The 25,085-nt window shown below is 59.2% G+C and carries 27 protein-coding genes and 1 tRNA gene; 12 read left to right on the forward strand and 16 right to left on the reverse strand.

Annotated features, from left to right (window positions below):
• Positions 1-43 precede the first annotated feature (43 nt).
• Positions 44-1,000, forward strand: coding sequence for an NAD(P)-dependent oxidoreductase (locus EDF58_RS07285; RefSeq protein WP_132263858.1), 957 nt, complete (start codon positions 44-46; stop codon positions 998-1,000).
• Between the two features lie 4 nt (positions 1,001-1,004).
• Entirely contained in the window at positions 1,005-1,985 is a 981-nt protein-coding gene (locus tag EDF58_RS07290; RefSeq protein ID WP_132263859.1) for a glycosyltransferase family 2 protein, read from the forward strand.
• Here EDF58_RS07290 and EDF58_RS07295 read toward each other — a convergent pair.
• Together EDF58_RS07295 and EDF58_RS07300 are read right to left on the reverse strand one after the other, a co-directional pair.
• Positions 1,939-2,406: a GtrA family protein gene (locus EDF58_RS07295; RefSeq protein ID WP_165921343.1), complete on the reverse strand. Its 468-nt coding sequence runs from the start codon at positions 2,404-2,406 to the stop codon at positions 1,939-1,941. The genes EDF58_RS07290 and EDF58_RS07295 overlap by 47 nt on opposite strands.
• Positions 2,403-3,491, reverse strand: coding sequence for an NAD-dependent epimerase/dehydratase family protein (locus EDF58_RS07300; protein WP_132263861.1), 1,089 nt, complete (start codon positions 3,489-3,491; stop codon positions 2,403-2,405). The genes EDF58_RS07295 and EDF58_RS07300 overlap by 4 nt, the downstream gene beginning before the upstream one ends.
• A 373-nt stretch (positions 3,492-3,864) precedes the next feature.
• Here EDF58_RS07300 and EDF58_RS07305 point away from each other — a divergent pair, with 373 nt between their 5' ends.
• Both EDF58_RS07305 and EDF58_RS07310 read left to right on the forward strand, forming a co-directional pair.
• Complete coding sequence (locus EDF58_RS07305) at positions 3,865-4,947, forward strand: hypothetical protein (protein ID WP_132263863.1); 1,083 nt, start codon at positions 3,865-3,867, stop codon at positions 4,945-4,947.
• Positions 4,948-4,954: 7 nt separating this feature from the next.
• Complete coding sequence (locus tag EDF58_RS07310; protein ID WP_132263865.1) at positions 4,955-6,139, forward strand: acyltransferase; 1,185 nt, start codon at positions 4,955-4,957, stop codon at positions 6,137-6,139.
• A gap of 7 nt (positions 6,140-6,146) precedes the next feature.
• On the opposite strand, the gene EDF58_RS07315 is transcribed toward EDF58_RS07310, so the two are convergent.
• Positions 6,147-6,599, reverse strand: coding sequence for a Rap1a/Tai family immunity protein (locus EDF58_RS07315; protein WP_132263867.1), 453 nt, complete (start codon positions 6,597-6,599; stop codon positions 6,147-6,149).
• A 120-nt stretch (positions 6,600-6,719) separates the two neighbouring features.
• Positions 6,720-7,178, reverse strand: coding sequence for an Lrp/AsnC family transcriptional regulator (locus tag EDF58_RS07320; protein ID WP_132263869.1), 459 nt, complete (start codon positions 7,176-7,178; stop codon positions 6,720-6,722).
• Between the two features lie 100 nt (positions 7,179-7,278).
• On the opposite strand from EDF58_RS07320, the gene EDF58_RS07325 reads away from it, so the two are divergent.
• A complete protein-coding gene (locus EDF58_RS07325) occupies positions 7,279-8,247 on the forward strand; it encodes an EamA family transporter (protein ID WP_132263870.1) in 969 nt (322 codons plus the stop codon).
• Positions 8,248-8,298: 51 nt separating this feature from the next.
• Positions 8,299-8,598: a YdaS family helix-turn-helix protein gene (locus tag EDF58_RS07330; protein ID WP_132263872.1), complete on the forward strand. Its 300-nt coding sequence runs from the start codon at positions 8,299-8,301 to the stop codon at positions 8,596-8,598.
• Positions 8,599-8,956: 358 nt separating this feature from the next.
• On the opposite strand, the gene EDF58_RS07335 is transcribed toward EDF58_RS07330, so the two are convergent.
• Entirely contained in the window at positions 8,957-9,265 is a 309-nt protein-coding gene (locus tag EDF58_RS07335; protein WP_132263874.1) for a hypothetical protein, read from the reverse strand.
• Between the two features lie 40 nt (positions 9,266-9,305).
• Between EDF58_RS07335 and EDF58_RS07340 the strand changes: the two genes are divergently transcribed.
• The 3 genes from EDF58_RS07340 (at position 9,306) to EDF58_RS07350 (ending at position 13,417) form a co-directional block, all read left to right on the forward strand.
• Entirely contained in the window at positions 9,306-11,312 is a 2,007-nt protein-coding gene (locus tag EDF58_RS07340) for a tyrosine-type recombinase/integrase (RefSeq protein WP_132263876.1), read from the forward strand.
• A gap of 156 nt (positions 11,313-11,468) precedes the next feature.
• Entirely contained in the window at positions 11,469-11,714 is a 246-nt protein-coding gene (locus tag EDF58_RS07345) for a hypothetical protein (RefSeq protein ID WP_132263878.1), read from the forward strand.
• A 368-nt stretch (positions 11,715-12,082) separates the two neighbouring features.
• Positions 12,083-13,417 carry a hypothetical protein gene (locus EDF58_RS07350; RefSeq protein WP_132263880.1) on the forward strand — a complete coding sequence of 445 codons (1,335 nt, stop codon included), beginning with the start codon at positions 12,083-12,085 and terminating at the stop codon, positions 13,415-13,417.
• A 358-nt stretch (positions 13,418-13,775) separates the two neighbouring features.
• Here EDF58_RS07350 and EDF58_RS07355 read toward each other — a convergent pair whose 3' ends face one another.
• The 3 genes from EDF58_RS07355 to EDF58_RS07365 are packed head-to-tail and all read right to left on the reverse strand — an operon-like array spanning position 13,776 to position 14,973.
• Complete coding sequence (locus EDF58_RS07355) at positions 13,776-14,210, reverse strand: hypothetical protein (RefSeq protein WP_132263882.1); 435 nt, start codon at positions 14,208-14,210, stop codon at positions 13,776-13,778.
• A complete protein-coding gene (locus tag EDF58_RS07360) occupies positions 14,207-14,683 on the reverse strand; it encodes a hypothetical protein (protein ID WP_132263884.1) in 477 nt (158 codons plus the stop codon). Before EDF58_RS07360 ends, EDF58_RS07355 begins: the two co-directional genes overlap by 4 nt.
• Positions 14,680-14,973: a hypothetical protein gene (locus EDF58_RS07365; protein WP_132263886.1), complete on the reverse strand. Its 294-nt coding sequence runs from the start codon at positions 14,971-14,973 to the stop codon at positions 14,680-14,682. The genes EDF58_RS07360 and EDF58_RS07365 overlap by 4 nt, the downstream gene beginning before the upstream one ends.
• A 442-nt stretch (positions 14,974-15,415) precedes the next feature.
• Between EDF58_RS07365 and EDF58_RS07370 the strand changes: the two genes are divergently transcribed.
• Positions 15,416-16,015, forward strand: a complete 600-nt coding sequence (locus EDF58_RS07370; protein ID WP_132263887.1) for a recombinase family protein — start codon at positions 15,416-15,418, stop codon at positions 16,013-16,015.
• A gap of 609 nt (positions 16,016-16,624) precedes the next feature.
• On the opposite strand, the gene EDF58_RS07375 is transcribed toward EDF58_RS07370, so the two are convergent.
• The 8 genes from EDF58_RS07375 to EDF58_RS07415 form a co-directional block, all read right to left on the reverse strand.
• The gene (locus tag EDF58_RS07375; protein ID WP_132263889.1) at positions 16,625-18,526 is read right to left on the reverse strand and encodes a hypothetical protein; all 1,902 of its coding nucleotides are present in this window, start codon (positions 18,524-18,526) and stop codon (positions 16,625-16,627) included.
• Positions 18,510-19,037 carry an ABC-three component system middle component 5 gene (locus EDF58_RS07380; protein ID WP_132263891.1) on the reverse strand — a complete coding sequence of 176 codons (528 nt, stop codon included), beginning with the start codon at positions 19,035-19,037 and terminating at the stop codon, positions 18,510-18,512. Before EDF58_RS07380 ends, EDF58_RS07375 begins: the two co-directional genes overlap by 17 nt.
• Entirely contained in the window at positions 19,025-19,597 is a 573-nt protein-coding gene (locus tag EDF58_RS07385) for an ABC-three component system protein (protein ID WP_132263893.1), read from the reverse strand. The genes EDF58_RS07380 and EDF58_RS07385 overlap by 13 nt, the downstream gene beginning before the upstream one ends.
• Positions 19,598-19,970: 373 nt before the next feature.
• Positions 19,971-20,447: a hypothetical protein gene (locus EDF58_RS07395; RefSeq protein WP_165921344.1), complete on the reverse strand. Its 477-nt coding sequence runs from the start codon at positions 20,445-20,447 to the stop codon at positions 19,971-19,973.
• A gap of 160 nt (positions 20,448-20,607) precedes the next feature.
• Positions 20,608-20,683 (reverse strand) — tRNA-Lys (locus EDF58_RS07400).
• A gap of 41 nt (positions 20,684-20,724) precedes the next feature.
• Complete coding sequence (folK, locus tag EDF58_RS07405; protein ID WP_132263898.1) at positions 20,725-21,234, reverse strand: 2-amino-4-hydroxy-6-hydroxymethyldihydropteridine diphosphokinase; 510 nt, start codon at positions 21,232-21,234, stop codon at positions 20,725-20,727.
• 41 nt (positions 21,235-21,275) lie between these two features.
• On the reverse strand, positions 21,276-22,139 hold the full coding sequence (gene aguB, locus EDF58_RS07410; RefSeq protein WP_132263900.1) for an N-carbamoylputrescine amidase: 864 nt from the start codon (positions 22,137-22,139) through the stop codon (positions 21,276-21,278).
• A gap of 14 nt (positions 22,140-22,153) precedes the next feature.
• Positions 22,154-23,014, reverse strand: coding sequence for a class I SAM-dependent methyltransferase (locus tag EDF58_RS07415; RefSeq protein ID WP_132263902.1), 861 nt, complete (start codon positions 23,012-23,014; stop codon positions 22,154-22,156).
• A gap of 116 nt (positions 23,015-23,130) precedes the next feature.
• On the opposite strand from EDF58_RS07415, the gene msrA reads away from it, so the two are divergent.
• Both msrA and EDF58_RS07425 read left to right on the forward strand, forming a co-directional pair.
• Positions 23,131-23,676 carry a peptide-methionine (S)-S-oxide reductase MsrA gene (msrA, locus tag EDF58_RS07420; RefSeq protein ID WP_132263904.1) on the forward strand — a complete coding sequence of 182 codons (546 nt, stop codon included), beginning with the start codon at positions 23,131-23,133 and terminating at the stop codon, positions 23,674-23,676.
• 293 nt (positions 23,677-23,969) lie between these two features.
• Positions 23,970-25,046 (forward strand): choice-of-anchor A family protein, encoded by a 1,077-nt coding sequence (locus EDF58_RS07425; RefSeq protein ID WP_132263906.1) that lies wholly within the window; start codon positions 23,970-23,972, stop codon positions 25,044-25,046.
• The last annotated feature ends 39 nt before the right edge of the window (positions 25,047-25,085 follow it).

A 25,085-nucleotide genomic window follows, 5' to 3' on the forward strand; every position in this document is an offset into this window, starting at 1 on the left:
GGATTGTCGTGGAAGGCCGCAATTCTTGTAGAAGGGTCGCCAAGTGGCCGAAGGCGTAACGCTGCTCACAGGTGCCGGCGGCTTCATCGGCGCGCATCTCGTCCGCCGCCTTCTCGATGAAGGCGGGGACGTCCATGCCATCGTGCGCCCCTCCACCGAGCTGGGGCGGCTCTCGCCCTTTGCCGAACGCCTGACGATCCACCGCATCGACTTGTCGGACCGGCTGGAGATCCGGCGCTGCATCCGCGGCATCGCGCCCCGGCGCGTGTTCCACCTGGCGGCCGAGACCCGCCTGCCGCCCCAGCCCGATTTCGCGGCGGCCCGCGCCTCCCACGCGATCTACCTCCAGCCCGCGCTCAACTTGCTCCAGCCGCTGGCCGAGCTGCCCCGGCCCCCGGAAGCGGTGGTGCGCGCAGGGACCATCGCCGAATATGGCCGGGCCGCGCTGCCCTACCGGGAAGACGCCCGCGCGGTGCCCTCCACGCCTTATGGCGCGGGCATGCTGGCGACCACCGAGGCCATCGCCATGCTGGCCCCGCGCCTGCCCTTCCCGGTCGTCACCGCGCGCCTGGCGCTCTGCTACGGCCCGGGCCAGGCCCCCAGCTTCCTGATACCCGCGCTGATCGACGCCTGCCTCTCCCGCCAGCCGATGACGATCCGCCGCCCCGCCGACCGGCGCGACCTGATCCACGTCGACGATGCGGTCGACGCGCTGCTGCAGATCGCCCGCCAAGCGACGCGGCAGGATGTCCCGGACTGCGTGAACATCTGCTCGGGCGACGCGCCGACGATGGAGGAGGTCGCCTGCCGGATCGAGGCCATGACCGGCTGCCCGGAGAACTTCCTGCCGCGGGCCGAGCCCGAGGACGCGCCCGTGGAGCTTTGCTCCAGTCCCGACCTTGCCGCCGGCGTGCTCGGCTGGCGCCGCCGCATCGAACTCGACGAAGGCCTCGCCCGTACCATCGCGGGCGAGCAACTCATGTGCACGAAAGCAGGATAGATCCGTGAACGCCGAGCCGAAGACCCTGGTTTCCATCCTCGTTCCCGCCTTCAACGAGGAACTCAACGTCGTGCGCTGCTACGAGGCGATCGTGCGCGTCTTCGAGAAGCTGCCCGAATACGCCTACGAGATCATCGTCACGGACAACCATTCCACCGATCGCACTTTCGAGCTGCTGGAAGACCTTGCCCGCAAGGACCCGGCGCTCAAGGTCATCCGCTTCTCACGCAATTACGGCTACCAGCGCTCGCTGCTCTGCGCCTACAAGGCCGCCACCGGCGCCTGTTCGATCCAGCTCGACTGCGACCTCCAGGATCCGCCCGAACTGATCCCCGAGATGCTGGGGCTGTGGCGGGTGGGCCACCAGGTGGTCTACGGCATCCGCCGCTCGCTCAAGGACGGCTTCGTCATCGCGACGCTGCGCCGCGCCTTCTACCGCTTCATTTCCTGGACCAGCGACGACGACCTTCCCGTCAACGCCGGGGAATTCCGCCTGGTCGACCGCCGCATCCTGGTGGAACTGAACAAGGTGGAGGACGCCTCGCCCTATCTGCGCGGGCTGATCAGCGCGATGGGCTTCTCCCAGGTGGGCCTCGAATACGACCGCGGCGACCGTATCGCCGGAGAGAGCAAGTTCCCGCTCAAGTCGATGATCTCGCTGGCGGTGGACGGGGTGCTCAACCACTCGCTGATGCCGCTGCGGATCGCCTCGATCTCGGGGATCGTGATCGGCGTGCTCAGCATGGTGCTGACCTTCATCTACCTCGTCGGGCGGGTGTTCCTTGGGCAGGCCTGGCCCGCCGGTTTCGCCACGACCACGATCCTGCTGCTCATGTCGATCTCGATCAACGCGGTCTTCATGGGCATCCTGGGCGAATATGTCGGCCGCCTGTTCCTCCAGGCCAAGCCGGGCACCCGGCCGATCGTCGAGCAGAAGATCAACTTTCCCGAAGTGATCTCGCTGGTTGCGCGCGAAAGACAGTGATGCGGGTGAGCACGAAGAGCACACCCGCATAAGTGCAGATCGCCAGGCCCTGCACCAGGGCGCTGCGCTCGAAGCCCGCCGCGCGGCCCAGCGCGATCACCCCCAGGTTCGCGGCATAGGACACCAGAAACGCCGCGCCGTAGCGCAGGGCCTCGGCCGTGGAGGCGCGGTGGCGGGCGCGGAAGGTGAGGTGCCGGTGAAGGGCGTAGGAGATCGGCAGGCCCATGGCGAAGCCCGCCAGGTTGGCCGCATAGTCGCCCAGCCCCGCCCGCAGCCAACCCAGGATCAGGCCGTAGCCGATCGCCGTATTGGCCAGCCCCACCAGCACGAAGCGCGCCAGCGTCGCCGCCTCGCGCGCCAGCGCCGACCTGTCCAGTGGGGGCCTGTCCACGGGCCGGCGTTTACGCGGAATATCGGTCACTCCGCCTCCTGAGACTGCAGCGATTCCACGTCGTAGAACTGGCGATACCAGTCGGCGAAGCGTTGCAGCCCTTCTTCCAGCATGACGCGCGGGTGGTAGCCGCAGATCGCCTGCAGCTTGCTCACGTCGGCATATGTGGCGGTGACGTCCCCCGGCTGCATCGGCCGCATGATCTTCTGCGCCTTGCGGCCGAGCGCCGCTTCCAGCGCCTCGATCATGTCCATCAGCCCCACCGGGCGACTGTCGCCGATGTTGAGCACCCGGTGCGCCCGGGCTTTCACGCCGCCGGCGCCCGGCACATTGTCGAGCGCGCCCAGCACACCGTCGACGATGTCGTCGATATACGTGAAGTCCCGCGCCATGCGGCCCTCGCCATAGACCTCGATCGGCTCTCCGGCGAAGATCTTCCGCGTGAAGCCGAAGTAGGCCATGTCGGGGCGGCCCCAGGGTCCATAGACCGTGAAGAAACGCAGCCCGGTCTGCGGCAGCCCGTAGAGGCTGGCGTAGGACTGGCTCATCAGCTCGCAAGACCGCTTGGTGGCGGCATAGAGCGAGACCGGCTCCGTGGCCGGATCGTCCTCGGAGAAGCCGCCCGCACCCCCTTCCTTGCAGGCCTGGCCGTCCGGCCCGGCCAGCGGCCGCTCGCCGTAGACCGAGCTGGAGGAGGCATAGACCAGATGCTCGAAGCCTTCCGCATGGCGGCAGGCCTCCAGCACGGCGAGATGGCCGGCCAGGTTGGAGCGCTCATAGGCGAAGGGGTTCTCGATGCTGTAGCGCACCCCGGCCTGCGCGGCGAGATGGACCACCCGGCGCACGCCCCGGCTGCGGACCAGCGCGGCCACGGCGGCGGCATCGGCCACGTCCAGGCGGTGGAACTCGAACTCGGGCAGGCCCTCGAACGTGGCGAGGCGCGCATGCTTGAGCGCGGGGTCGTAATAGTCGTTGACCACGTCGAGCCCGATCACCTGCTCGCCCCGGTCGAGCAGGCGGTGCGCCACGGCATGGCCGATGAAGCCGGCCACGCCCGTGACGAGGACGGGTCCGGTGACGTTGGCGGCAGCGAGTGCGGGATCGGTAGGGTTCAAGAGCGGCTTCCTGTTGCGACGGGTTCCGCCGCAAGGTTGGGCATCGCCGGGCGGGCCGACAATCACCCGGAAGCATAGCGCGCCCGGTCATTGGGGCCGCACCGCGACCCAAGGGATTAGCCCCTCGCAGGAAACCGGCGATCCCGCATCGCAGGGGCGCGGCTCGGGCGCGGAAACGCGCCGGAACCGGCTGTATATATCGATCCACCCTAGACTTTCGGAGGACCATCCGGGCGATTCATGGCAATTGACCCGACCCGCCCCGGCATGGTCTCTCGTTTGTGTTCAAGGTGTTGTCCTGAACGTGACAAACGATGTCCTCGCGGCCTGACCTTCCCCGGCATGCACGCGCGGAGGAGCCAGGGAGCGCGACGTGAAGGAGCCGGGTACAAGACCACTTGTCCATATCGGATTCCACAAGACTGCTTCAACGCTGCTCCAGAACGCCCTGTTCTCGCGGCGCGAACTCGGCTTCGAGCGGCTGGAGAACGATCGCTATCACATCCAGCTGGACTTCGTGAAACAGGGCGCCTTCGACGACCTCTCTCCCCACCGGATCGAGAGCTATCGCCGCCGCAGCCGCGAGGCGCAGGCGCGTGGCAATACCCTGGTAGTCTCGCACGAGCGGCTGTCCGGCTATCCCGCCTCGGGCGGATACGACGCCAAGCTGATCGCCGACCGCATCAAGAACTGCCTGCCGAACGCCCGGATCCTGGTCTTCGTGCGCGAGCAGCGCTCGATGATCTTCTCGTACTACCTGCAATATATCAGCGACGGCGGCTCGCTCTCGTTCCGCCGGCTGACCACCCCGCTGCAATGGACCCTCTCGCGCAAGCCGGACTTCGACTTCCGCTCCTTCGCCTATGTCCAGTGCATCGAATATTACCGCCAGCTCTTCGGCCCCGAAAACGTGCTGGTGCTGCCTTACGAGGCCCTGCGCAACGACGCGTCGCGCGTCGCGCGCGAGATCTCGCAGTTCTGCGAGCACGACGCCTCGCTGATCCCGCACGACATCTTCGGCGCCCCCGCCAACGAGGGCATGCCGATCCTCATGCAGGCCCTGCGCCGTCCGCTCAACGCCCTGTTCAACCGGAACCAGCTTTCGCCCCAGGCGCCGGTGGTGTTCCCCCCGTTCGACCGCTACTACCGCAAGCTCCGCCCGATCTTCGCCTTCACCGCCATGTTCGACAAGCCGCTCCGCCGCCGCCTGATGCGCCAGATCGAGCAGTCGGTCGGAGAGCGCTATGCGGAAAGCAACCAGCAGCTCCAGCGCATGACCGGCTACGACTTGCGCCGCTTCGGCTACAGCCTGCCCAGTCCGGCCGCGCCGATGCTGGAACCCGGCATCAGGGGCGCGACGGCCGCCGGCGTCCCGCGCAAGACCAAGCGCTCGCGCGCCGCCCTCCACGCTCACGGCCAGGCGCACAATCACACAGGCGGGTCGCGCACGGCATGACATCCTTGTGACCCGGAGCTGCGCCACTGCCCTCCCGCTCGAGCGCGAGCCGGGCGGGTCGCCCGCGCCTGCGGCCGATGCCGCAAGGACGGGTGGCGGCAAGACGGGTGGCGGCAGGGCGTCCCGATCCGGCGCAGGCTTCAACCCCACCGTCCATGGCCTGCGCGGCGTCGCGGCGATGATGGTCTTCCTTGCCCATGTCCTGGGCGGCCTGGGCGAGAACATCTACCCGCACGACGCCGCCTACCTGGCCGTCACCGAGGCACCGTGGAACTTCGGCCGCTGGGGCGTCTGGCTGTTCTTCGTCATCAGCGGCTACGTGATCCTGCCCAGCGTCATGCGCTATTCCGCGCGCGAATTCGCGCTGCGGCGATTCTTCCGCCTCTATCCGCTGTTCCTGGCCTTCTCGCTGCTGTTCATCGCGGTGAACGCGGCGACGGGCACCATGCCCGAACTGAACACGCTGGAATCGATCGTGCCGGCGCTGCTGCTGGTCAACCTGCTCACCCATACCGAGCAGCTCACGCCCAATGCCTGGAGCCTCAGCTACGAAGTGCTGTTCTACGCGATGGCCTGCCTGACGGTGCACACCGCGCTGCGCCGCGGGGACCGTGTGCTGACCGTGCTCCTGGCCCTGACCGCGGCCGGCCTCGTCTACCGTTTCCCGGCCATGGCCTTCTTCCTCACCGGAATGGGCGCGAGACTGCTCGACGAGCGGGGCCTGCGCCCGCCCGCCGCCTGGCGCCCGGCGCTGGAGGCCCTGGCGTTCGCCGGGTGCCTCTATTTCGGTTCGATCCAGCACTACGATTTCATGCTGAAGAACATGGGCGACCCGCGTAACTACGCGATGCTGTTCTTCACTTCGGCCTATTTCTACATGGCCATCGCCCCGGGCAGCGTGACCGGCCGCCTGCTCGACCGGCCCTCGGCGTTCTACCTCGGCACCGTCAGCTACAGCCTCTACCTGGCTCACCCCTACACTTACCTGACGACGCGCCTGCTCTTCGTGCGCCTCGGCCTGTTCAGCGCCCACTGGGCACTGTCGCTGGCCCTGTTCCTCTCCGTGGTGATCCCGGTGACGCTGGTCTTCACCGAGATCGTCTACCGCCTGCTCGAACGCTACCCCTACCAGTGGTACTTCCACGAACGCATCTTCCACCGCCGCAACCGCGAGCGGCTGGAGTCGCAGTAGAAGCCTTCTAGCGGTTCTTCTTCGTAGTCGTCTTCTTGCCCGTGCTCTTCTTGCCCGTGCTCTTCTTTCCAGTGCTTTTCTGGGGCGCGCTTTTCGTTGACGAGGCGCAGGGCCAGGCCTTGCGGGTGGCCTTGAAGACCTGCTCCGAGGCCGAGCCCTTCCGGTCGTTCGGGTTGCGCGCCAGGTAGTCCATGGTGACTTCCTTCAGCTGGCCGATGGTCACGTCCGCCGGCAGGCAGCTGTCGAGCTTGTTGGTCTTGCGCGTGGTGTTGAAGGCATCGACGGCGCCGGTGATATAGGCGATGCATTCGTAGCTCTTCTCGACATAAGTATTGCTGCCGCGCTCGGTCATGCAGGCCGCATAGAGGTCGTCGCCGGTGTAGAAACTGGCGTTCGCGGCAACGGGGAACAGGCCAAGCGGAGCGATCAGGAAGACGCAGGCCAGCTTTACGGATTTCATTCTCGAGTCTCTCCAACCAATTCGCGAACCCTTGGGACAAATCCCCGGCGCGTCAATCGCTGCCGGCCGCCTGCTGCAAAAGCGGGCAGCGACCCCCGTGCGTCGCCGGCCGGTTCCGCCCTAGGCCGCCGGCAATGCCGCCGCGCGTTTCGCATGCTGCATCACCACCAGCGTCTTGAACGCGCGGACGTGTTCCTCGCCGTGAAGCACCCGGCGCGAGAAGGCATCGTAATGCGCCATGTCCTGCGCCGCCACCTGCAGCACCAGGTCGTGGTCGCCGGTGACGTACCAGACATCGATCACCTCGCGGGTCTGCCGAAGCCGGGCGACCAGGTCGTCCACCACGCGGCCCTTGTCGGTCTCCAGAGAGACCAGCACGATCATCGTCACCAGCCAGCCCATCGTCCGGGGCGAGACCAGCGCCATTTCCCGCTCGATCGCGCCTTGCTCGCGCAGCGTCCTGACGCGGCGATAGCAGGCGGGAGCGGAAAGCCCGACCGCCTCGGAGAGGTCCGGCATGGAAATCCGCGCGTCGCGCTGAAGCTCGGTAAGGATGCGCAAGTCGAACGCATCGGGCATGGGGCTGATCTCCGATAAATATTATCGCCGCGCGGCAATCATAGACCGCTTTTATCGCCGTCCCCGGATAAAAGCATCGCCGATTCCAGCCGAGGGTTCCATGGTCATTCGCCGCATAGCAACGCGTTCCTCCTCCAATGACTTCGCGCCGCTTGCCGCGGTGGCGACGGCCATGGTCTCGATCTGCTGGGGCGCCTCGGTGGCCAAGTCGCTCTTCCCGGTGACCGGCCCGGCCGGCACGACGGCGCTGCGCCTGGCGCTGGCGGCGGGCATCCTCTGCGGCGTGTTCCGCGTCTGGCGAAAGCCGCTGGACCGGCAGATGCTCCGCGCCGCCCTGCCCTATGGATTGGCGCTGGGCTGCATGAACATGCTGTTCTACTTCGCGATCCAGCGCATCCCGCTCGGCATCGCCCTCGCCACCGAGTTCACCGGCCCGCTGGCCGTGGCGACGTTCTCCTCGCGCCGCCGCATCGACCTCGCCTGGATCGGGCTGGCCATCGCGGGCCTGGCGCTGCTGGTGCCGATCTCCGCCTCGCCGGAGGCCGCCGCCGCCGCCGCCCCCCGGGCCATCGACCATGCCCTCGACCCTGCAGGCGTGCTGCTCGCTCTGGCCGCCGGGGTGTTCTGGGGCGCCTACATCCTCATGGGCAAGCGCGCGGGCGAGGCCCTGGGCGCCGCCGCGCCGGCTTACGGCATGACCGTGGCCGCGCTCGTCGCCCTGCCTTTCGGCATCGCCCAGGCCGGCATGGCCATGATCCAGCCGCATGTCCTGGCCATAGCGCTGGTCGTGGCGATCTTCTCCAGCGCCATCCCCTATTCCCTGGAGATGTTCGCGCTGCGCCGCCTGCCGACCAAGAGCTTCGGCATCCTGACCAGCGGCGAACCGGCCGTGGGCGCGCTGACCGGCGCCCTGCTGCTGGGCGAAGTGCTGCCCCTGGCCAAGTGGCTGGGCATTGCCGCGATCGTCGGCGCCACGATCGGCACCACGCTCACCGCGGGCACCGGCGCAGCCTCCGGAGAACCAGGGAATTCCGGGGCCGGTACGAAACCTGTCGGTAGCGAGGCCTGACCGGCCCGGCGCCGCTTGCGCACGGCGCCGATTACGCCCATGCCTCCCCACATGCCGCAAGCCTCCGATATCCAACTCGCCATCTTCTCACAGGCCGTCGACGCCCTTGGCGGCCAGCGCGCGCTGGCCCGGCACCTCGGCATCGCCGAACGCGACGTGCGCGAATGGATCTCCGGCGAAGCGCCGCTGGACTATGCCACCCTGCGCGAGACGGCACGCGCATTGATCGCCCATTCGGACATGTGCCGCCGCCTGGAACGCAAGCTCTCGCCCGCCTTCAGCGAAAACCTGACCGAAGCGCAGATCGAACACCTCGGCAATCCCGAAGGCAAGCGCCCCACCGCGCTCTGATCCCGGCGCTCCCGGGCGCTCTGATCTCAGTGCCCTCGGGCGCTCTGATCCCGCTGCCCTCGGGCAAAAAGAAAGGCCCCACGGAAAATCCGCGGGGCCCGAAGGATTGGGTCCAGTCCGAAATGCATTCCGAAAGTGCACGATGGCGACCGACGGGAAGCGTTCCTAAATTGCCGCGCGCGCATCCCGTGGGTGCGGGATAGGGTTCGCAACTGCGCCCGGCAGTGACTTAAGTCATTGGCGATGTCTTTGTTCCTGCGCGCAAAAATAAATCTCGCAGTTGCGAGATCGCACTGCCGCAAAGTCTCCCCGAATGCGCGGGAGACCTCTGCTTGTCTGGGGCCACCAGACCGGGCCGTTACTCCATCCGCTGCTGCGCGAAGGGCATTTCCTCGGCGGGACCGAGCTTCTCCGCGCCGGAGAAAATCGCGTCCAGACGCGCGCAGACATCCCGGCGAAAATCCTCTCGCAGGATCGGCCGCGGCGCGGTGAGAGCGATCTCGTTGGCGATCGCTTCCTTGACGCGGCTGACGGCGGCATCGCCCAGCACGCCCACGGCCTGCAACTCCTTGCAAAGCTGCACCAGCCCCGCCGCCGTCGCCTGCGCACGAAGCCCCACGTTCTTGAGGTCCTGATGCAGCCTCTTCTGTTCCACGCCGATCGACATCGCTCTCTCCTTTTCTGGCCGTTATGAATCTAACGCACAAATGCCGGAGAGTTCCGAAAAAGAACGATATATCGCGCTCGATCGCAGGGGCGCCGCAAGGCAGCACCGAGGCGAAGAGCAGCGACGTGGAAAGCCGCCGGAATGTCCGGAAAGCGGCAAAAACGGTGGTGAGCCCTGCTGGGTTCGAAAACGCGCAAAAAATATCCTAGAGATTCCAAATCCCCTTGATTTTACACGGTTCTACGAGCCAAGCTGTGAGTCATTTTGTGAGACAATCAAGGTGAAGGAAGAGCTTTTGGCGGCGGCGGTTAGGTATGTTCGGGAGCGTGGCCCCAACAAGGTTTTCCAATACGAAAGACGTGTTCCAGAAAGTGTAAAGCGCCAGCCCGCAAGCTACGCTCTTCATTTCGATTCCAAGCCGCTGTTTCGGCGGTCCCTGCGGACAAGTGACCAAGGGGAAATGCATACGGCTTGCGTCGCCGTACACCTTGAATTCGAACGGAAGGTCGCCGCAGCAACCGGGCAAGCTTCCATCATCCCAACGACAGCGCCAACTGCCGCTATCGTGGCGCCACGGAAGGTTACACAAACCGATCTGGACGAGCTTTCTGACCTGTATCGACGCCTAGTTGTCGAACCGCTTGAGCGCGCCCATGTTCGCGCCGACGCTGATCCTACCTATGCCGAAGAGTACGAGCGACTAATTTACGATATCGAGCTTCATGCCGAGGATGAGAACGAAGCGATTCACAAACGCGGCGTGGGAAATGGTCAGCATGAGACCCCAGCCGAAACTGCTGTGTGGGTAGTCGAAAATCGGGGCTGGGATGCGCCTATTGGTTCGCAAGAATTTGGCGCTGTTGTAGGAGCTATCCGTTCCGGCACTCTACGTGGTAGACGGGAGGCACAGGCCCTTATTATGGGTGAAGCTGCGCCCCAGCTCCTAAATGGAAAAAGTAGGCAAACAAAAGCAGCTCCAACGCTTAGAGATACCGTTGAAGCATACCTCTTGCAAAGAAATCTCCCGGCTCGCACCGCCGTGGAGGTAAAATCCTCCCTGCGTCAATTTGAGGAATTAATAGGAAACAAGCCTCTTGATGCTTTGACCCGTGGAGATTTTCAAACTTATATTATACATCTTGCCTCGCAATCGATTGGCGGAAAAACTGTTGGTAGTATAACTAGGCCTGCCAGCCCTTCCACATTGCGAAAAAAGATTGGCCTTCTTCGAGCGGCAATCAATCACGCTATCGACACTGACAAATTTACCGGCAAAAATCCTGCTAGCGGCATAAAGGTCGATCGATATGCAGCGCCCCCGAACAAGGCGATTATGCCCGAGAAACGGCGGTTCAGGGTCGATGAAATGAACCTCATTTTCCAGCACCCGTGGTTTACAGGTTGCGCTTCGCCTTCGCGGTCGCATCAACCCGGAAACTACCGGCTCACGGGATCTGAATATTGGGTTCCCGTCGTGGCGGCATATACCGGTTGCCGAGCAAGCGAACTCGGCGGCGTTATGCTTGATGAAGTCCGCCTGGATGGACACTATCCCCATTTTGTCATTCGCGATAACAAATGGCGTCGGACTAAAAAGGGCGAAGCTCGCAATGTGCCGGTTCTCGATGGGCTGCTTGAACTCGGTTTCGCCAGTTATGTTGAACGTGTGCGGAAGAGCGGAGCGGAAAGATTGTTTCCTGATTGGGAGCAGCCCAGCGGTAAGGGCACTGATCGCAATGACGACAACCAATGGTCGAATGGACGGGTGATCCGGTCCTTTAATCGAACCGTGATACGCCAGATGCTCGGAGATCGGTTGTCTTCGGAAGCTAGGCAGGAAGTAACGTTTCACGGGTTCCGTGGAGCGTTCAAAGCGATGCTCGGGAATAGCGAATACAAGCTACACCCCAACATCATCCATGAGATAGCTGGGCACGAGAAGGGCGGCATGGATGCTATTTACGTTGGCGAAATCCCTATTGAAGAGACGTACCCAGCCGTTCGGGGTTGCCACTACAAAGGTCTAACCATCCCCAAAATCATTTAACAGTGAGATAATTACATCTCTTTTTTAATGTAGTATTATTTCTTGATTTTACAGGTATAGATAATACTCAGAAACAATATTACGTCAAGACTTGAACCTTGCCTGCGGTCGGCGCAAATCCCCAACCTGTCCGACTGGCAGCAAAAGGGAACAATTATGACGCTAACGGAACTTAAGGCCGAAGAACTGCTTGCCGAGCAAGAGCTAATGCTTTTCAATTTTGACGGTACTCACGCCAACATTATGAGCCTGTCCGCCATTATACTTCACCTCCGAAGAGTTCGCCAAACCATATCAATGGTAGAGTTGGAAACGTGGAAAAACAAACAATCCCTCTGCCACGGGATAAACGTCGATGAATTTATCGAATTCACCGACGATGATGGCATCTTCATTCGCTAGCCCTACATCTGCGGCATAAAGCATTTAGCTGCTTCAAATACGATACAGAAACGACCCGAATTCGATGGTGAGGCATCTCAGATGCGTAAGGCAGGCCATAACCGTCGGTCTTGTCGGTACATCATTAGGCCTAGATTGAACCGAAAAAACTCCTCTTCTCGGTGTGAAGAGTGCGTTTCGCGTTCCAGCCGATTTCGATGAGCCGTTTCCCTCGCCATATTTCAATACAAATGGTCGATACTAACGGCTTTCAATTTGCACTCCCATTAATGGGTAAACAAAAATGAACATAGAATTCCGATTATTAAGCGATGAAATCGGTATATTTCTAAACAAAACTAAACATAGATTAATTTCAGAGAGTTTTTATGTCGGTAGATATTCACTCCCAAGAAGGGGTGCGCGAGACTGAAAGCCTTTATTCTAATAGCATACCCTTGTCCCTTCGGCAGCAGCCCTTGTCCGTGGAAGCTGTTGAGTTTGTAAGGCGGGTAGCCTCGGAGATTTCCGACCGGCGTAAGCCCCTGCGGAACCACGTTAAGATCGTAGGTGCGGTCATCGGTGACCTTTTGCGAGGTCAATCCTTTGTACCTGCACACTCCTGCTATCGGGCAGTGAGCAACCCTTCATTCACCCGTTTCCATTACGGATATAAGCCATTCGTTGCCGTCCGTGATAATCTTGTCAAAGGGGGCTATCTTCGGTTCGTGCGAGGGCAACAGCCCTTTGATGACGTTCCGGGCGTAGTTTCCCGTTTCCACGCCACTGACAAACTGATGTTGGCCCTTGCAGCGGCTGGCATTACCCCTGCGAACTTCACCAAGCATTTTGCCGTCCGAACCGACATTCCGTTGGTGCATGACCCTGTCCGTTTGAAAACGGCTTCCACGCGCCGTTACGGGCCGAAAGTCGATGGCAAACCGATGACGGTTAAGCGGACTTCGAAGGTTGTCAGGCTTGAAGAGGAAGTCCACCAGATAAACGACTTCCTGTGCCACCAATCCTTTGAAGGCATGACATTCGACGGACTATTCCGAGGCTTCAACGAAGGTGTTCGGGATGGCTATGGCTGGGATAAGGGGGGTCGGTTGTATGCCGTTGGTGGCGGCTTCCAAGCTCTAGATAAGTATGAAAAACGCCCCTTGATCCGCATCAACGGAGAGGAAACCGTTGAGGTTGATATCTGCGCCAGCCACCTGACAATCTTCCATGCCCTGATGAAAGCTACTTTGCCGGGTTCTGGCGATCCTTATGCCACCGGAGAGATAGGCAGGGATGGCATAAAGCTGTTCAGCGCCATCACCCTTGGCAACGGCAGCATTCCTTCACGGTGGTCGTCAAAGGCATCCGAGAATTACCTAAAGGCCTATAATAAAAGAATTAAACTTGGCCTTCCTGTCCCGGGAATGACGGGTGATCTTCGAAAGGATTATCCGTTTCAGCAGGTGAGAGACATTGCCATCCAGCATATTCCTTTGCTGAAAGCGGTTGAAGGTAGTGGATACACTTGGGCTGACTTCCAATTCATTGAAAGCCAAATCCTCATTGAGTCTATCAAAACCTTGATAGGAGAGGGAGTAGCAACCCTACCCCTACATGATTCACTTATAGCTAAAAGAAGAGATTCTAATAGGGTCGCAGAAGTGATATCAGATAGGTTTAATGAAGCATTGAAAGTAAGGTGCTATACTAAGATTAAGTAAAATATATATATTGAGATTATATTATCATACCAGTTCCATTTTTGATTGATCTGGATCGACTGTATTTATACGGTTGTCGATTTAAGGTCTGTACAGCGCGCTGATATTTGGAGGGGTAGGTTGGGGCCTTTTTCTCCATCTTCGCGCTGTACGGAGCCTTTGCGGGCAATTTAGAGCATATTCAATGCTGCAGGCGCTGATCACCCGCGATTTAGTCACCGTTATTTCCGTTTTTCGGGCAACCGGTGTGACGTTAGAGGCAATCGGGGTTGGGAGTAGGAATGGACTCGTTTTAGCCCTCCTGACCATTTCTAAGGGTTACCCCCTCCCCCGAGCACTCATGATTGAAGCCTAAGCTCTAGAACGTTTCATCCACTACGACTTTATCGCCATCCATGGAGTACGTCACCCGTTCATCGGCTGGATCGTCACGCCACCTTCCCGGACCAGAGCCAGGATTGATATCGACGGCACGCCACAAGATTCGATTGCCTTCCAGCCGACAATCATTCTTCCACAAGGTATTGTCCGAAGAGCGGCGATAGGAAACCCGGATGATCTCGCCCGCCATCGGCACGGCCTTCATGGAAGCAACAGGCTGTTGAAACAGCTTTGCTATCCCTGCCTTGCAGATGAGAGCCGCTTTAGCTGGATCGATGACCGCTGACGGCACTGGCATTGCATTAACTTCCACGACGGCGGAGGTAGGCACATCAGACGCCACCTGAGTTGGTCTCTCGCACCCCACAAGGGAAAGCGAACAGAGAAGGGGAAAGTATATCCCTTCCTTCATCGCAGCTTCCTCGTTTCGCCGTAAGGATCGGTAACCTCAAGGGATACAATGGTGTCCGTCTTGGAATTCCACTTGCAGGTGTAGCGGGAGGTAAGCTTCGCGCCGAAACCGTTAGTGGAGTCGAACTTCTTCGAAACGACTCCGATGTCACCTTCCGCATGGAAAGACCCACCCCACTCAGGGTCGAATGGGTCTTCCGACACCAAGACGCTTTTGACCGCCAAGTCGCACATAGCGTTGGTGTTGGTTTCGCTGGGGCCGCGTGTTGCCCTTTCCACTTCGGCAGCTTGTTCATCCTTTACGTGCTGAACTGCTGATTGCTGGAAGGAATATACTGTGTAACCGAAGAGCGCGAGCGCCCCCACGCCGAGGACGGTCAAGCAGCCGAAGCATCCCCGCTTCGCCGCCGGTCCATCATCAAAGACACCATCCCACCAATCGCGTTGCCTTTTTCCTCCAATTTCATCACTCATGCTGCTGGCACCGCCGCGCAAACCAGCGTTCCGATCAACTTACCATCTTGGTCGAAATCATCGGCAATCTCGCACCCGGTCACCTGCTTTGCTGCTTGGCGCATCCGGTTTCGAAGCTTGTAGCTGTACCCCGGAACGATCAGGCCAGTGCCGACAACCTTTACGCTATCGTTGTCATAACGAATGATCTTGAATGCCTGCCCTTCGACTTCGGTCTTATAGCGTGCCACCGCCTTTGCACCGGCGATGGCAGGCGATGCCAATCCATACACCGGCAGCAGAATGGACATTGTGAACGCAATACGTCGCAAACGCATATGATTCCCCCATGTTCACCGCGCCATCCCGCCAGCCGGGACGGTTAGTCGCACGTGAACACAGGGACACGCGCCCTGCGTATTCCCCGAAGGTATTTTATTCAGCAGGCCGCCCGACCTGAAAAGGCCGAGTACCTGTGTTCACCGCGCGAATGCGGGCTGACCCTCACGACTAAGATTAGGCCAACGATCAACCTTTAGATTGTACGAGCCGTTGAGTCTACGAGGTAATCCGCGACACCGTGACCCTGCTTTCCCACCGGGCGATACCGAAGCCGTTGGCGAGGCTCACAACTTGTAGGTATTGAGCCCGCCTTCCAACCAGCACTCTGCTTGGATCATAAGATATAACCTTGCATTATGATCCATGGCTCATAATAATATGGCATCTTATGAGCGACTCGAAGGGACATTTATGAGCAGGCTGGCATATTTTCGGGTTTCTACTGGCGATCAGTCCATTGAAGCGCAGCGCTCTTCATTGCCGGGGCCGTTCGACAAGGAGTTTGCAGACGAGGGCATTTCCGGTGCGATCCCAGCCGAAAGCCGTCCAGGATTCGCCGCCATGCTCGACTATGTTCGAGAAGGGGATACCATTCACGTTGCCTCTATCGACCGGCTTGGACGCGACGCCCTTAATGTCCAAGCGATTGTGCGGAAGCTCATCGAAAAGGGCGTCACCGTTGAAGTGCTTGGCCTTGGCGCTATCGCAAAGGGCGTAGGCGAACTCATTGTCGCCGTTCTCGCTCAAATTGCAGATATGGAGCGCAGCCGGATCAAGGAGCGCTGCGATGCAGGCAGGGAAGCCGCCAGGGCATCGCTAACGACAACAGGGAAGACCCATAGAGGGAAGGCAAGCCTTGGACGACCAATGGCAAACGATGCATCAACCGTTGCGCGTTGGCGCACCGAACACGAGGCGAGCATCCAAGTGACGGCTACTCATTTCAATTTGTCACCAGCAACGGTGAAACGGTACTGCGCATCTACTAATAAAATTAAGTCGAAATCTTAAAGTGTATGCACTAACCCTTGCTGCATTAACCTACGAGATGCTATAGACGGATTTACCTTGCACCCGGCGAAGGGCAATTCAGCTATTCCCGTAAAAAAAGGAGAATATTAGGATTATTGAACTTGACCGATACGACACCCAAAGAGGCCATTGGCCTAAAATGCTACGATTGTAATTATGACGAATTATCTGCCGGTACATTTTTACAGCAGACCGCTGCCTGTATAAATACCAGTTGTCCACTCCATGAACATCGCCCCCTTCCTCGATCCTGTCGAGTTCGCGGCGAAGTAGATGCCGATGCTATACGAAAAATTCGAGAAATGATTGATCGGGTAAATCGGGAGCGAAGCAACCGATAATGCCCTTCAAACGACCGGAAAACCCAGTCGTTTTGAGCGCCACAGCGCGATGAGGGCCTTCCCGTAAGGGAGAGGCCCTTTTCATTGTCGAAAGCCTGCGACGCGCCAATTGACAGTCTTTTCACGCCCATCTCTGCACGAATCCAACCCGCACATTGAAATCAACACAGATCATTACAGGCGCTAGATTTCGATACGGCGATTCGGGCCGAATCGGAACCGACAATTTCCGATGCGATGAATGCACTCACAAGTTGAGCGTCATTTTTTCCTGGGTGAAATAATGGCCTACAAATTTCACATCGCTGCGAACTGCCGGCGACAAGTCTGCTGTTGCTAACAGGATTTGCCAGTCTCCATTTAGTGCCTGCGTTCGCCGGACTATCGTCTCATGCAAGCGATAGTAGCGCGCAGGCTCCATTCCTTTATCCTCAAGGTTTTCGAGCATAAGAAATTGTAGATGCCGCATCGTTTTAAGCCAGTTTGCAGCGAACATTTCACCCATGAAAATTGAGTTACGCGCATAGCTTGTTGAACTAGCCGAAAATGAAGTTTTTCCACTGATTGAGAAAACGTTAGATCGATAGTCAATCTCGACACGCGGCTCGTTATGGAATTCAGATTGGCGGTCTAAGTCGGCATCGAGGATTTTTTCCGCCTCCCCGCCCACGGCAGAGAGGGCAGACCCAAGTCTAAGAAGGGCACTGTTGCGGGCTATGTCCAAACTTTCCTTGAGTGCAGCGGCAGAACTGGAAAGCCGATCACGGCCTTCTCGTAGATCTTCAAGCTTCTGCACAACCTTTTTGTCTCGACGAATTCGTTCCTTTTCGCCCCCGATGAAGCCCATTCTGTTTTGAACTTCTGTTAATTCGGCTTGCACCTTGCTAGAGAACACAGCCTTCTGACTATCTATATCAATCATTGTGATATCTATAGATCGATTAATTTCTCTAATTTTACGTTGGATACCAGCGAGTTTTTCCTCGCGAATCTTTTGAATTCGTTCGGATTGCTCAATTTGGGAATTAGTCGAATTTAGCAATGAAATGAAGCGATCGGACGAATGGTTCTCTGAACTAGGGCTATGACAGAGGTGGCAATGATCTGCCTCCGGCTCTTCAACAATTGGAACTCCGCAAGCTGGACAGGCATCAAAGTGAAGCGTCCCTAGCTGGTCAGCAGCATGAATTGCTTGCACGAGAGCGCCCGTTCGTTGACGCAGTGAGCGTATGAAGTCAGCCGAGTCCCCCGCCTGCAGTTCAATTTGAACCATTTCTCGTTCAGCGTCTGCCAGCTGAGCCTTTTTCTCAGTAACGAGTCGCGTGAGTTCCACCAGGCGGGAGCGATCAATATCCGCGGACGTAACTGGCTCGATAAGCCGGCTTTTCAATTCCAATGAACGATCTTCGAGTGCATCGAACTCATTGTTCAGCTTTATTTCAGCTTCCGCCAAGGCTATGGAGTTAAGTTGCTCGTAATCGGAACCTAACAGAGCGTTCCCTGCAGCCACTGCTCCTAACGCCTGAGCCAATTGCTTCTCGGTTTCCCGCAACTCGGCTTCCATTGCGCTGATATGGTGATCAGTACCCCCTAAAAGAAAGTTGCCTATGGCCTCTCTCGTAGAAGGTTTATCCCATTGAGGCTCGTGCCGGAGTACGGTTGAATTGGGGCTTTCTTGGTCGGCATAATGAGCGCGAAGAAATTGATTGAATGTAACGAAGTCGCCTGTTTCACCAAAAGCCTCAGGCATTTGGAGCAGATTGAATAAATACTGGCTGAAGCTCTGTTTATCAGTAGCGCGGCTATACGGAATTTCTATCCAAGCATCCATAGGAGCTACGAGCGCAGCACTTAATGCACCATCAATCACAATGGTCGGAGGGAATCCCGTCTCAACTATCTGACGAGAAATCGTAAAAATCGATTTGCCGATCTTGATTTCAAGAAAAACTCTATCGCATGATAATGCGGCATCTGTCCATTGCCTTACGGGAATAGTGCCACCTAATCCGTGATAGATAATTTTGAATAGCGTCGATTTCCCTGAAGAATTTTGCCCTTCAAATACGTTGATGCCATTTGACAGAGTTTCATCAAATGCAACTTTGCCTCGCGCGGCAATTCTAATCCGATTAATTATCAAAGGCATCAGACATTATATCCCGCTGAAACTCCATCAAACCCGTTCGGTCCTTAAGCCCTCCCGCTCCTTTTAAGCCATGCGATGTCAGCATTTCGCGCAGATAGTTCCATATCGGCGCCCTACTTTCCTGGTATTCTGCCATCGACATGCTCAATGTCTCGTTAGGAACAAAGTCATCGCTGAGCTTGATCTGCATCCGCTCAAATGCGGTCCGTTCAAGAACCCTTTCGTAGACGAGGCTATTGAGCGCCGCATTTTGATAGCCGTGCATATTAAGAAGCGTTGCTGCTGGCTCCGCTACCAAATGATAAGGACGTTCCGCCTCATAGCTTTCAGCTAATCGTTTCGGCACCTTGCCCCGGATTCGAAATGAAGCAAGTTCAAACGGGAATACCGAATAATAATCGAAAATTCGGTAAGCATCGCGCTCAAGTTCTCCGCTATATCCAATGATAGAAATCGCCCTAAACGCGGTATGATAAACATCATTTTCAGGATAGAAGGCTAGGTGGAACATTTTGCATACTCAATGAAGCAATTGTCTGCCAAGAAGAATAGCAATCCCAGCGCCTCCATTCGACCGTCGAAATTTGGAAGGCCAATTAGATTATCGGATAGGAAGTTTATTACCTTATCATCGAACAATGAAGCCTGAACATCGAACGTAATTTCATCGATTCTTGGGTAAATTTGCTCTCTGAACACACTGTAAGCGTGCTTAAATGCAGTAACCAATATTGCCTGACCGGACCTGTGCCGCCCCATCACCTCATAAAATTTTGCAAAACTCTCTTTGGCTTCTATAGCAAAATCATAATACTTAGAATTACAGCCCGCTTCGGTAAGTTTCGATTCCAAATTTCGTTCTGTTGGTACTCGACCGTAATGTGCGAGTTGTTCTATGAAAGTATCTAACGTTTCGCCTTGATCGATCTCGTCTAGGCAAGCCGCGACAAGTTTCTGGAGCGATGGATTAACCGTAGCTCCAGAAAGTATGATGTTTGTCTGATTTCCAGCGGAAACGTTCGTCGCAGTTATATCGCGAAGCCCGGTCGATGGCCCGGTGAGCAGCCCCAAGATTAGTCTTTCTTGCTCGAATCACGGCCCACCACATCCCCGAGTGTATTAACATCGCGGATGGTGACCTTGTTGCTGCTATCAGATTTGTTTTGTCGGCTAATTTTAACGGTAAGGATCGCGCCTCCCGCAGCACCTAAGCCCGCGCCCACTACAACCCCAACAACGAACGAATTAGGATCAATCATAACCAATCACCCCCCAAGCGATTGATTTACTCGCATATCTATAAAAAACGCTCAAGAGCTTCAATGCGAATTCATCGCTAGCCCCCCCCCCTAAGCGATCTGCGGTTTGCAACACCACCAACGCATGTGTGCGACCAGAGGTTGTGCAAAATAGAATTTTTCGAGGCAAGATTCTTCCCGCCTATTCACCCATCAAACAAGCCGTCGATTTCCCTGACTGAAACGTGGGACTGATCCGCCGCCCTCAACGCGTGCAGGTGACGGACATGCACCATGTGCTTGTTATCCCTTGCCGAATATCGAGCGAGCGCCTTAACCGCCGAGAACACCCCGTAATAGCATTCTGTCCATTGCCCGTCCGGCTCGACCTTGATCACAAGCAGGAGGTCCGCCTCCCCTCTAAAGCCGATGGTTGAAGCCGCGTGGTTCGCTTTAATTTGGACCGTCTTACCATCCGGCGTAGTCGCGTCATACCCGTTCGATCCCGCAGGAGCTTTTACAAGCCCATAGTGCTTGATCGCGACAAACTCGCCATAGTCTCCGAGTAAGTTCCCTAGCCCTGCCCACCGAAACTCAGGCGCAAGCTCGCGAAGAGCATTTTGTGCAGAAAACAGCGTTGCCATGATGTGCTGGACGGCACGAACCTTTGACTCCTCGGACACCCCTTGCCCCCATGCCTCTCAAATTGGATCGGAGACTTCATTGGCCACAGCAGGGCCAAAAATCACGAAAAATTTGTCGGTGTGCGCTACGGCTGAGATGTGAGACAAACTGAGAGACATTTGCCCTCTGCAACCACCTAAGTGCTTGATTTTACTTAGGTGGTGAGCCCTGCTGGGTTCGAACCAGCGACCTACTGATTAAAAGTCAGTTGCTCTACCGACTGAGCTAAGGGCCCCCGTTGCCGGGCGCAGGCCGGCGAAGCGGCTGCGGAAGGGGTCACCTAAGGGCAGGGCGAGGCTTGGTCAAGCGGGCATGAAGCTGATTAATGGTGAGACCCGTCAAAGGATCACGCCAGGGCCCCGCAATCCGCCGCGCCGGGCCGAGCACGAAATCGCGGCTGCGGAAGGCGGGGTGCGGCAGAATCAGGCTTTTCTCGCCCTCGCCGCCCGCCCAGGGGCCGCCGCTCCAGAGCACGAGGTCGAGGTCCAGCACCCGCGAGCCCCAGGCCTGGCCCATGCGGCGGCGGCCGAACTTGTTTTCCAGCTTGTGCAGCTTGTGCAGCATCTCGTCGGGTTCGCGCTTGCTGCGCACCAGCGCCACGCCATTGGCATAGCGGCGGCGCGAGGGGCCGAGCGGCGCGCTCTCGATGATGGGCGAGGCAGCCAGCACCTCGTACTTGCCGCTATCGAGCGCGGCCAGCGCCGCGGCGAGCACCTGACGGGGGCCGCCGTGGCGCGGATGGCGCATGTTCGAGCCGAGCGCGACGAGATACTGGTGCTTGGCCAAGGCCGATGTCCCCCGATGATGTCGTAACTGTCGAGGGTGTATCAGATATCCTGCGCAATGCGCGTGTAGAGTTGCGGACGGCGATCGCGGAAGAAGCCCATGCCGGCACGGTGCTTCGCGGCACGGGCAAGGTCGATCGTGGAGACCAGCACGCCGCTTTCCTCCTTGCCGAATTCCGCGACGTAATCGCCCCATTCGTCGGTGATGAACGAGTGACCGTAGAAGGTCTGCTCGGTGCCGCATTCGGTTTCGACGCCGATGCGGTTGGCGGCGATCACCGGCATGCAGTTGGACACCGAGTGGCCCACCATCGCCCGGCGCCACATGCGGCTGGTGTCCAGCGTCGCGTCATAAGGTTCCGAGCCGATGGCCGTGGGATAGAACAGCAGTTCCGCGCCCATCAGCGCCATCACGCGCGCGCATTCGGGATACCACTGGTCCCAGCAGACGCCGACGCCGACCTTGGTGCCGAGTACGTCCCACACCTTGAAACCGTCGTTGCCGGGGCGGAAGTAGTACTTTTCCTCGTAGCCGGGGCCGTCGGGAATGTGGCTCTTGCGATAGGTGCCGATGATCTCGCCGTCGGTGCCGATCATGGCCAAGGTGTTGTAGTAGTGGTGGCCGTCGCGTTCGAAATAGCTGGTGGGGATCACCACTTTCAGCTTCGCCGCCAGTGCCTTCATCGCGATCACCGAAGGATGCTCGGCGGTCGGGCGGGCGAGCGCGAAGAGTTCCTCTTCCTCGACCTTGCAGAAGTAGGGGCCGGAGAACAGCTCGGGCGGCAGCACGATCTGCGCGCCCCTGGCGGCGGCTTCCTCGACGAGCGCGGAGACGGCGGCGATATTCTCGCCCTCGTCCGCGGAATTGAGCGCGAGCTGAAGCGCGGCAACGGTGATTTCGGTCATGGAGGGGGCCTCTATCAGTCCCGCTTGCGGAACAGAAGGGTCATGCGGTCGCTCTCGCCGATGGCGAGGTACTTGTCGCGGTCCTTGTCCTTCAACGCCAGGCTGGGCGGCAGGGTCCAGACGCCGTCCGGCCAGTTCGCGGTGTCCTTGGGATTGGCGCTGATCTCGGACTGGGCGACGAGATCGAAGCCGTTGTCCTTCATGAAGCGGATCACGTCCGCCTCGCGCAAGTAGCCCTTGGAACCGTCGGCATAGTCGGCCGGGGCGTCCGGGCGGGCGCGGTGCTGCTCGATGCCGATCAGGCCGCCGGGCTTGAGCAGGTCGCGCATGGCCGCGAATTCGCTGCCGGCGATGTTCCAGCGCAGCAGGTTGTGCATCATGCGCGGGACGACGATGACGTCGAATGTGCCCTTCTCTCCTTCCGGGATCGCGCCGAGGGTATAGGCGGCGAACTTGTCGGCCGGCATGCCGGTGAACTTGGCCACGTCTGCCGGGTAGTTCGCAGCGCCCTTGCGGATGCCCTCCCTGGTTTCGGGCTTGAAGGCCGGGGCCTCGGGGTTGAAGTAGAGGCCGACGAGGTGCCCCTGCTGGCCGAGGTAGAGCCCGAGCAGGCGCGAATACCATTCGCCGCCCGGTGCATATTCGCCCACTTTCATGGTCGGCGCGACGCGGAAGAAGCTGAGCGTTTCCACCGGATGGCGATACTTGTCACGCGCGCGGTCTTCCTTGCGCGAAGGATTGGAGGCGGCCAGTTCGAGCAGCGCCTCGCAGCCCTTGCAGGATTCCGCCTCGGTGGTTTCGTCGGCAGCGGTGGCGGCGCCGGGCATGGCGATGACGCCGAGAAGGGACGAAAGGGCGATGAGGGCGCGGCGCATGCGATTCTCCCGTGGAAGCTGGTCAGTGCTGAACCTAGTTTCCGACGCCCCAATGACAAGCCGTCCCAGTGTACCTATCTAGCGACAAATTCCCCCTCATGAGGACATTCAAGACAATGGAAACGGCAATCGTTGCAGGCGGGTGCTTCTGGTGCACCGAAGCGGTGTTCCGCGACGTCATCGGCGTGGACTCCGTGGAAAGCGGTTATATCGGCGGCACCGTGGCCAACCCGACCTACAAGCAGGTCTGCGGCGGCGACACCGGCCATGCCGAGGCGATCAAGGTGAACTACGACCCCTCCGTGCTGTCCTATGGCGACCTGCTCGACGTGTTCATGGGCACCCATGACCCGACGCAGCTCAACCGCCAGGGCAACGACGTGGGCACGCAGTACCGTTCGGCGATCTTCCCGCTCGACGATGCCCAGGCCGCCGAGGCCGAAGCCGCGCTCGCCCGTTCGAACCAGGACAACGCCGGCAAGGTCGTCACCACGATCGAGGGCTTTGCCGAGGGCAGGCAGAACGAGGCGTGGTATCCCGCAGAGGACTATCACCAGGAATACTGGGACGGCGAAGGCCAGCGGAATCCCTATTGCCTCGCGATCATCCCGCCCAAGCTGATGAAGCTGCGCAAGAGCTTCCAGAACAAGGTCAAGGGCTGAAGCGCCTGCTCTTCGGGGCTTCGGACTGTGCGGCGACGGACGTGGCGGAAGCCATCCCGTCCTTCGTCATTGCGCGCGTAGCGAAGCAATCCAGGGGCAGTTCCGTGCCGCTCTGGATTGCTTCGTCGGCTTCGCCTCCTCGCAATGACGAACTGGGTGGCTCTACCCACTTCGCGTAAGGCATTCGCTTTCGCCGTGTCTCACCATGAGACACGGCGAAACGAACCATATCCAAACCTTCCCGGACAAGTACTTAGCTCGCCTATCGATCCGTTCCATTGGCGAGTCCCATCATGTCCCGTCTCCGCAAGCTGTCGCTTTCCGTCGCTGTTGCCGCCGTCGCCTTCGCGGCCAGCCCCGTGCTCGCATCCTCGGGCATGATCGCCGGGATCGACGTGCTGAAGACCTGGAACCTGGTGGTGCTGGGCGACCTCACCTCGTCCTCCGAAGTCGAGGGTCGCACGTTCGTCGGCGGCAATCTCGAAGGCAATGCCTCGAACTACCAGATCACTGCCCTTCCCGCCTCCAGCACCGGAACGCCGGGGCTGACCGTGGTGGGCGACGTCAATGGCGGCTACAAGAACCTCAACAACGGTTCGGGCGCGATCGTCGGCGGCAACGTCAACAGCGGCCTCAACCTCAACGGCGCGGCGCAGACGGTGCTGGTGGGCGGCACGATCAGCAACACCAACGTCAACAACAACACCGTCACTTCGGGCCTGGCTTCCAGCGATCCGCAGTTCGCCCAGAACCTCACGCAGCAGAAGAGCCTCATCGGCACCTCGATGGAGGGCCTGAGCCATTCGATGAGCACCGAGACGGCAAACAGCCAGCTCTCGATCAGCGGCAACACCGGCACTTTCAATGCCCAGCCGGGTGCGGGCGGCGTGGCCGTGTTCAACATCTCCGCCGCCGACCTCGACAAGATCGGCGAGATCAAGTTCAACCTGAACGGCGCGGACACCGCGATCGTCAACGTCTCGGGCACCTCGATCAAGCTGGACGACAACTTCCTCGGCGGTACCGCGAACCTGGGCGAGCACGTCGTCTGGAACTTCTACGAGGCGGAAAACCTCGCGCTCACCACCGCCTGGGGCGGCTCCGTGCTGGCGCCGGGCGCCAATGCCATCACGTCGAACTACATCCAGGGTTCGGCCGTGTTCGGCAATCTCGTCCAGAACGGCGAGATGCATGTCGGCACTTATACCGGCGGCTACACGCCGGGCGATCCGGGCAGCTCGACCACCTCGGGTGGCGGCAGCAGCTCGGGCGGCAGCACCGATGTGCCGGAGCCGGGCATGATCGGCCTCTTCGCGCTGGGCCTCGGTGCGCTGGTGTTCTGGCGTCGTCGGCGCGCCGTCGCGGCCTGAGAAGCAGGGGCCATCGTCCCTGCACCCCAGTAATGTCGA

It is taken from the genome of Novosphingobium sp. PhB57 (genome assembly GCF_004342985.1).
Lineage (GTDB): Bacteria > Pseudomonadota > Alphaproteobacteria > Sphingomonadales > Sphingomonadaceae > Novosphingobium.

What these genes read in the sequence shown, in the direction of transcription:
- EDF58_RS07315 (WP_132263867.1), bottom strand. Translation starts at nt 6,599, where the DNA reads ATGAAATCCGTAAAGCTGGCCTGCGTCTTCCTGATCGCTCCGCTTGGC.
- EDF58_RS07320 (WP_132263869.1), bottom strand. Translation starts at nt 7,178, where the DNA reads ATGCCCGATGCGTTCGACTTGCGCATCCTTACCGAGCTTCAGCGCGAC.
- EDF58_RS07325 (WP_132263870.1), top strand. Translation starts at nt 7,279, where the DNA reads ATGGTCATTCGCCGCATAGCAACGCGTTCCTCCTCCAATGACTTCGCG.
- EDF58_RS07330 (WP_132263872.1), top strand. Translation starts at nt 8,299, where the DNA reads ATGCCGCAAGCCTCCGATATCCAACTCGCCATCTTCTCACAGGCCGTC.
- EDF58_RS07335 (WP_132263874.1), bottom strand. Translation starts at nt 9,265, where the DNA reads ATGTCGATCGGCGTGGAACAGAAGAGGCTGCATCAGGACCTCAAGAAC.
- EDF58_RS07340 (WP_132263876.1), top strand. Translation starts at nt 9,306, where the DNA reads ATGCCGGAGAGTTCCGAAAAAGAACGATATATCGCGCTCGATCGCAGG.
- EDF58_RS07345 (WP_132263878.1), top strand. Translation starts at nt 11,469, where the DNA reads ATGACGCTAACGGAACTTAAGGCCGAAGAACTGCTTGCCGAGCAAGAG.
- EDF58_RS07350 (WP_132263880.1), top strand. Translation starts at nt 12,083, where the DNA reads ATGTCGGTAGATATTCACTCCCAAGAAGGGGTGCGCGAGACTGAAAGC.
- EDF58_RS07355 (WP_132263882.1), bottom strand. Translation starts at nt 14,210, where the DNA reads ATGAAGGAAGGGATATACTTTCCCCTTCTCTGTTCGCTTTCCCTTGTG.
- EDF58_RS07360 (WP_132263884.1), bottom strand. Translation starts at nt 14,683, where the DNA reads ATGAGTGATGAAATTGGAGGAAAAAGGCAACGCGATTGGTGGGATGGT.
- EDF58_RS07365 (WP_132263886.1), bottom strand. Translation starts at nt 14,973, where the DNA reads ATGTCCATTCTGCTGCCGGTGTATGGATTGGCATCGCCTGCCATCGCC.
- EDF58_RS07370 (WP_132263887.1), top strand. Translation starts at nt 15,416, where the DNA reads ATGAGCAGGCTGGCATATTTTCGGGTTTCTACTGGCGATCAGTCCATT.
- EDF58_RS07375 (WP_132263889.1), bottom strand. Translation starts at nt 18,526, where the DNA reads ATGCCTTTGATAATTAATCGGATTAGAATTGCCGCGCGAGGCAAAGTT.
- EDF58_RS07380 (WP_132263891.1), bottom strand. Translation starts at nt 19,037, where the DNA reads ATGTTCCACCTAGCCTTCTATCCTGAAAATGATGTTTATCATACCGCG.
- aguB (WP_132263900.1), bottom strand. Translation starts at nt 22,139, where the DNA reads ATGACCGAAATCACCGTTGCCGCGCTTCAGCTCGCGCTCAATTCCGCG.
- EDF58_RS07415 (WP_132263902.1), bottom strand. Translation starts at nt 23,014, where the DNA reads ATGCGCCGCGCCCTCATCGCCCTTTCGTCCCTTCTCGGCGTCATCGCC.
- msrA (WP_132263904.1), top strand. Translation starts at nt 23,131, where the DNA reads ATGGAAACGGCAATCGTTGCAGGCGGGTGCTTCTGGTGCACCGAAGCG.
- EDF58_RS07425 (WP_132263906.1), top strand. Translation starts at nt 23,970, where the DNA reads ATGTCCCGTCTCCGCAAGCTGTCGCTTTCCGTCGCTGTTGCCGCCGTC.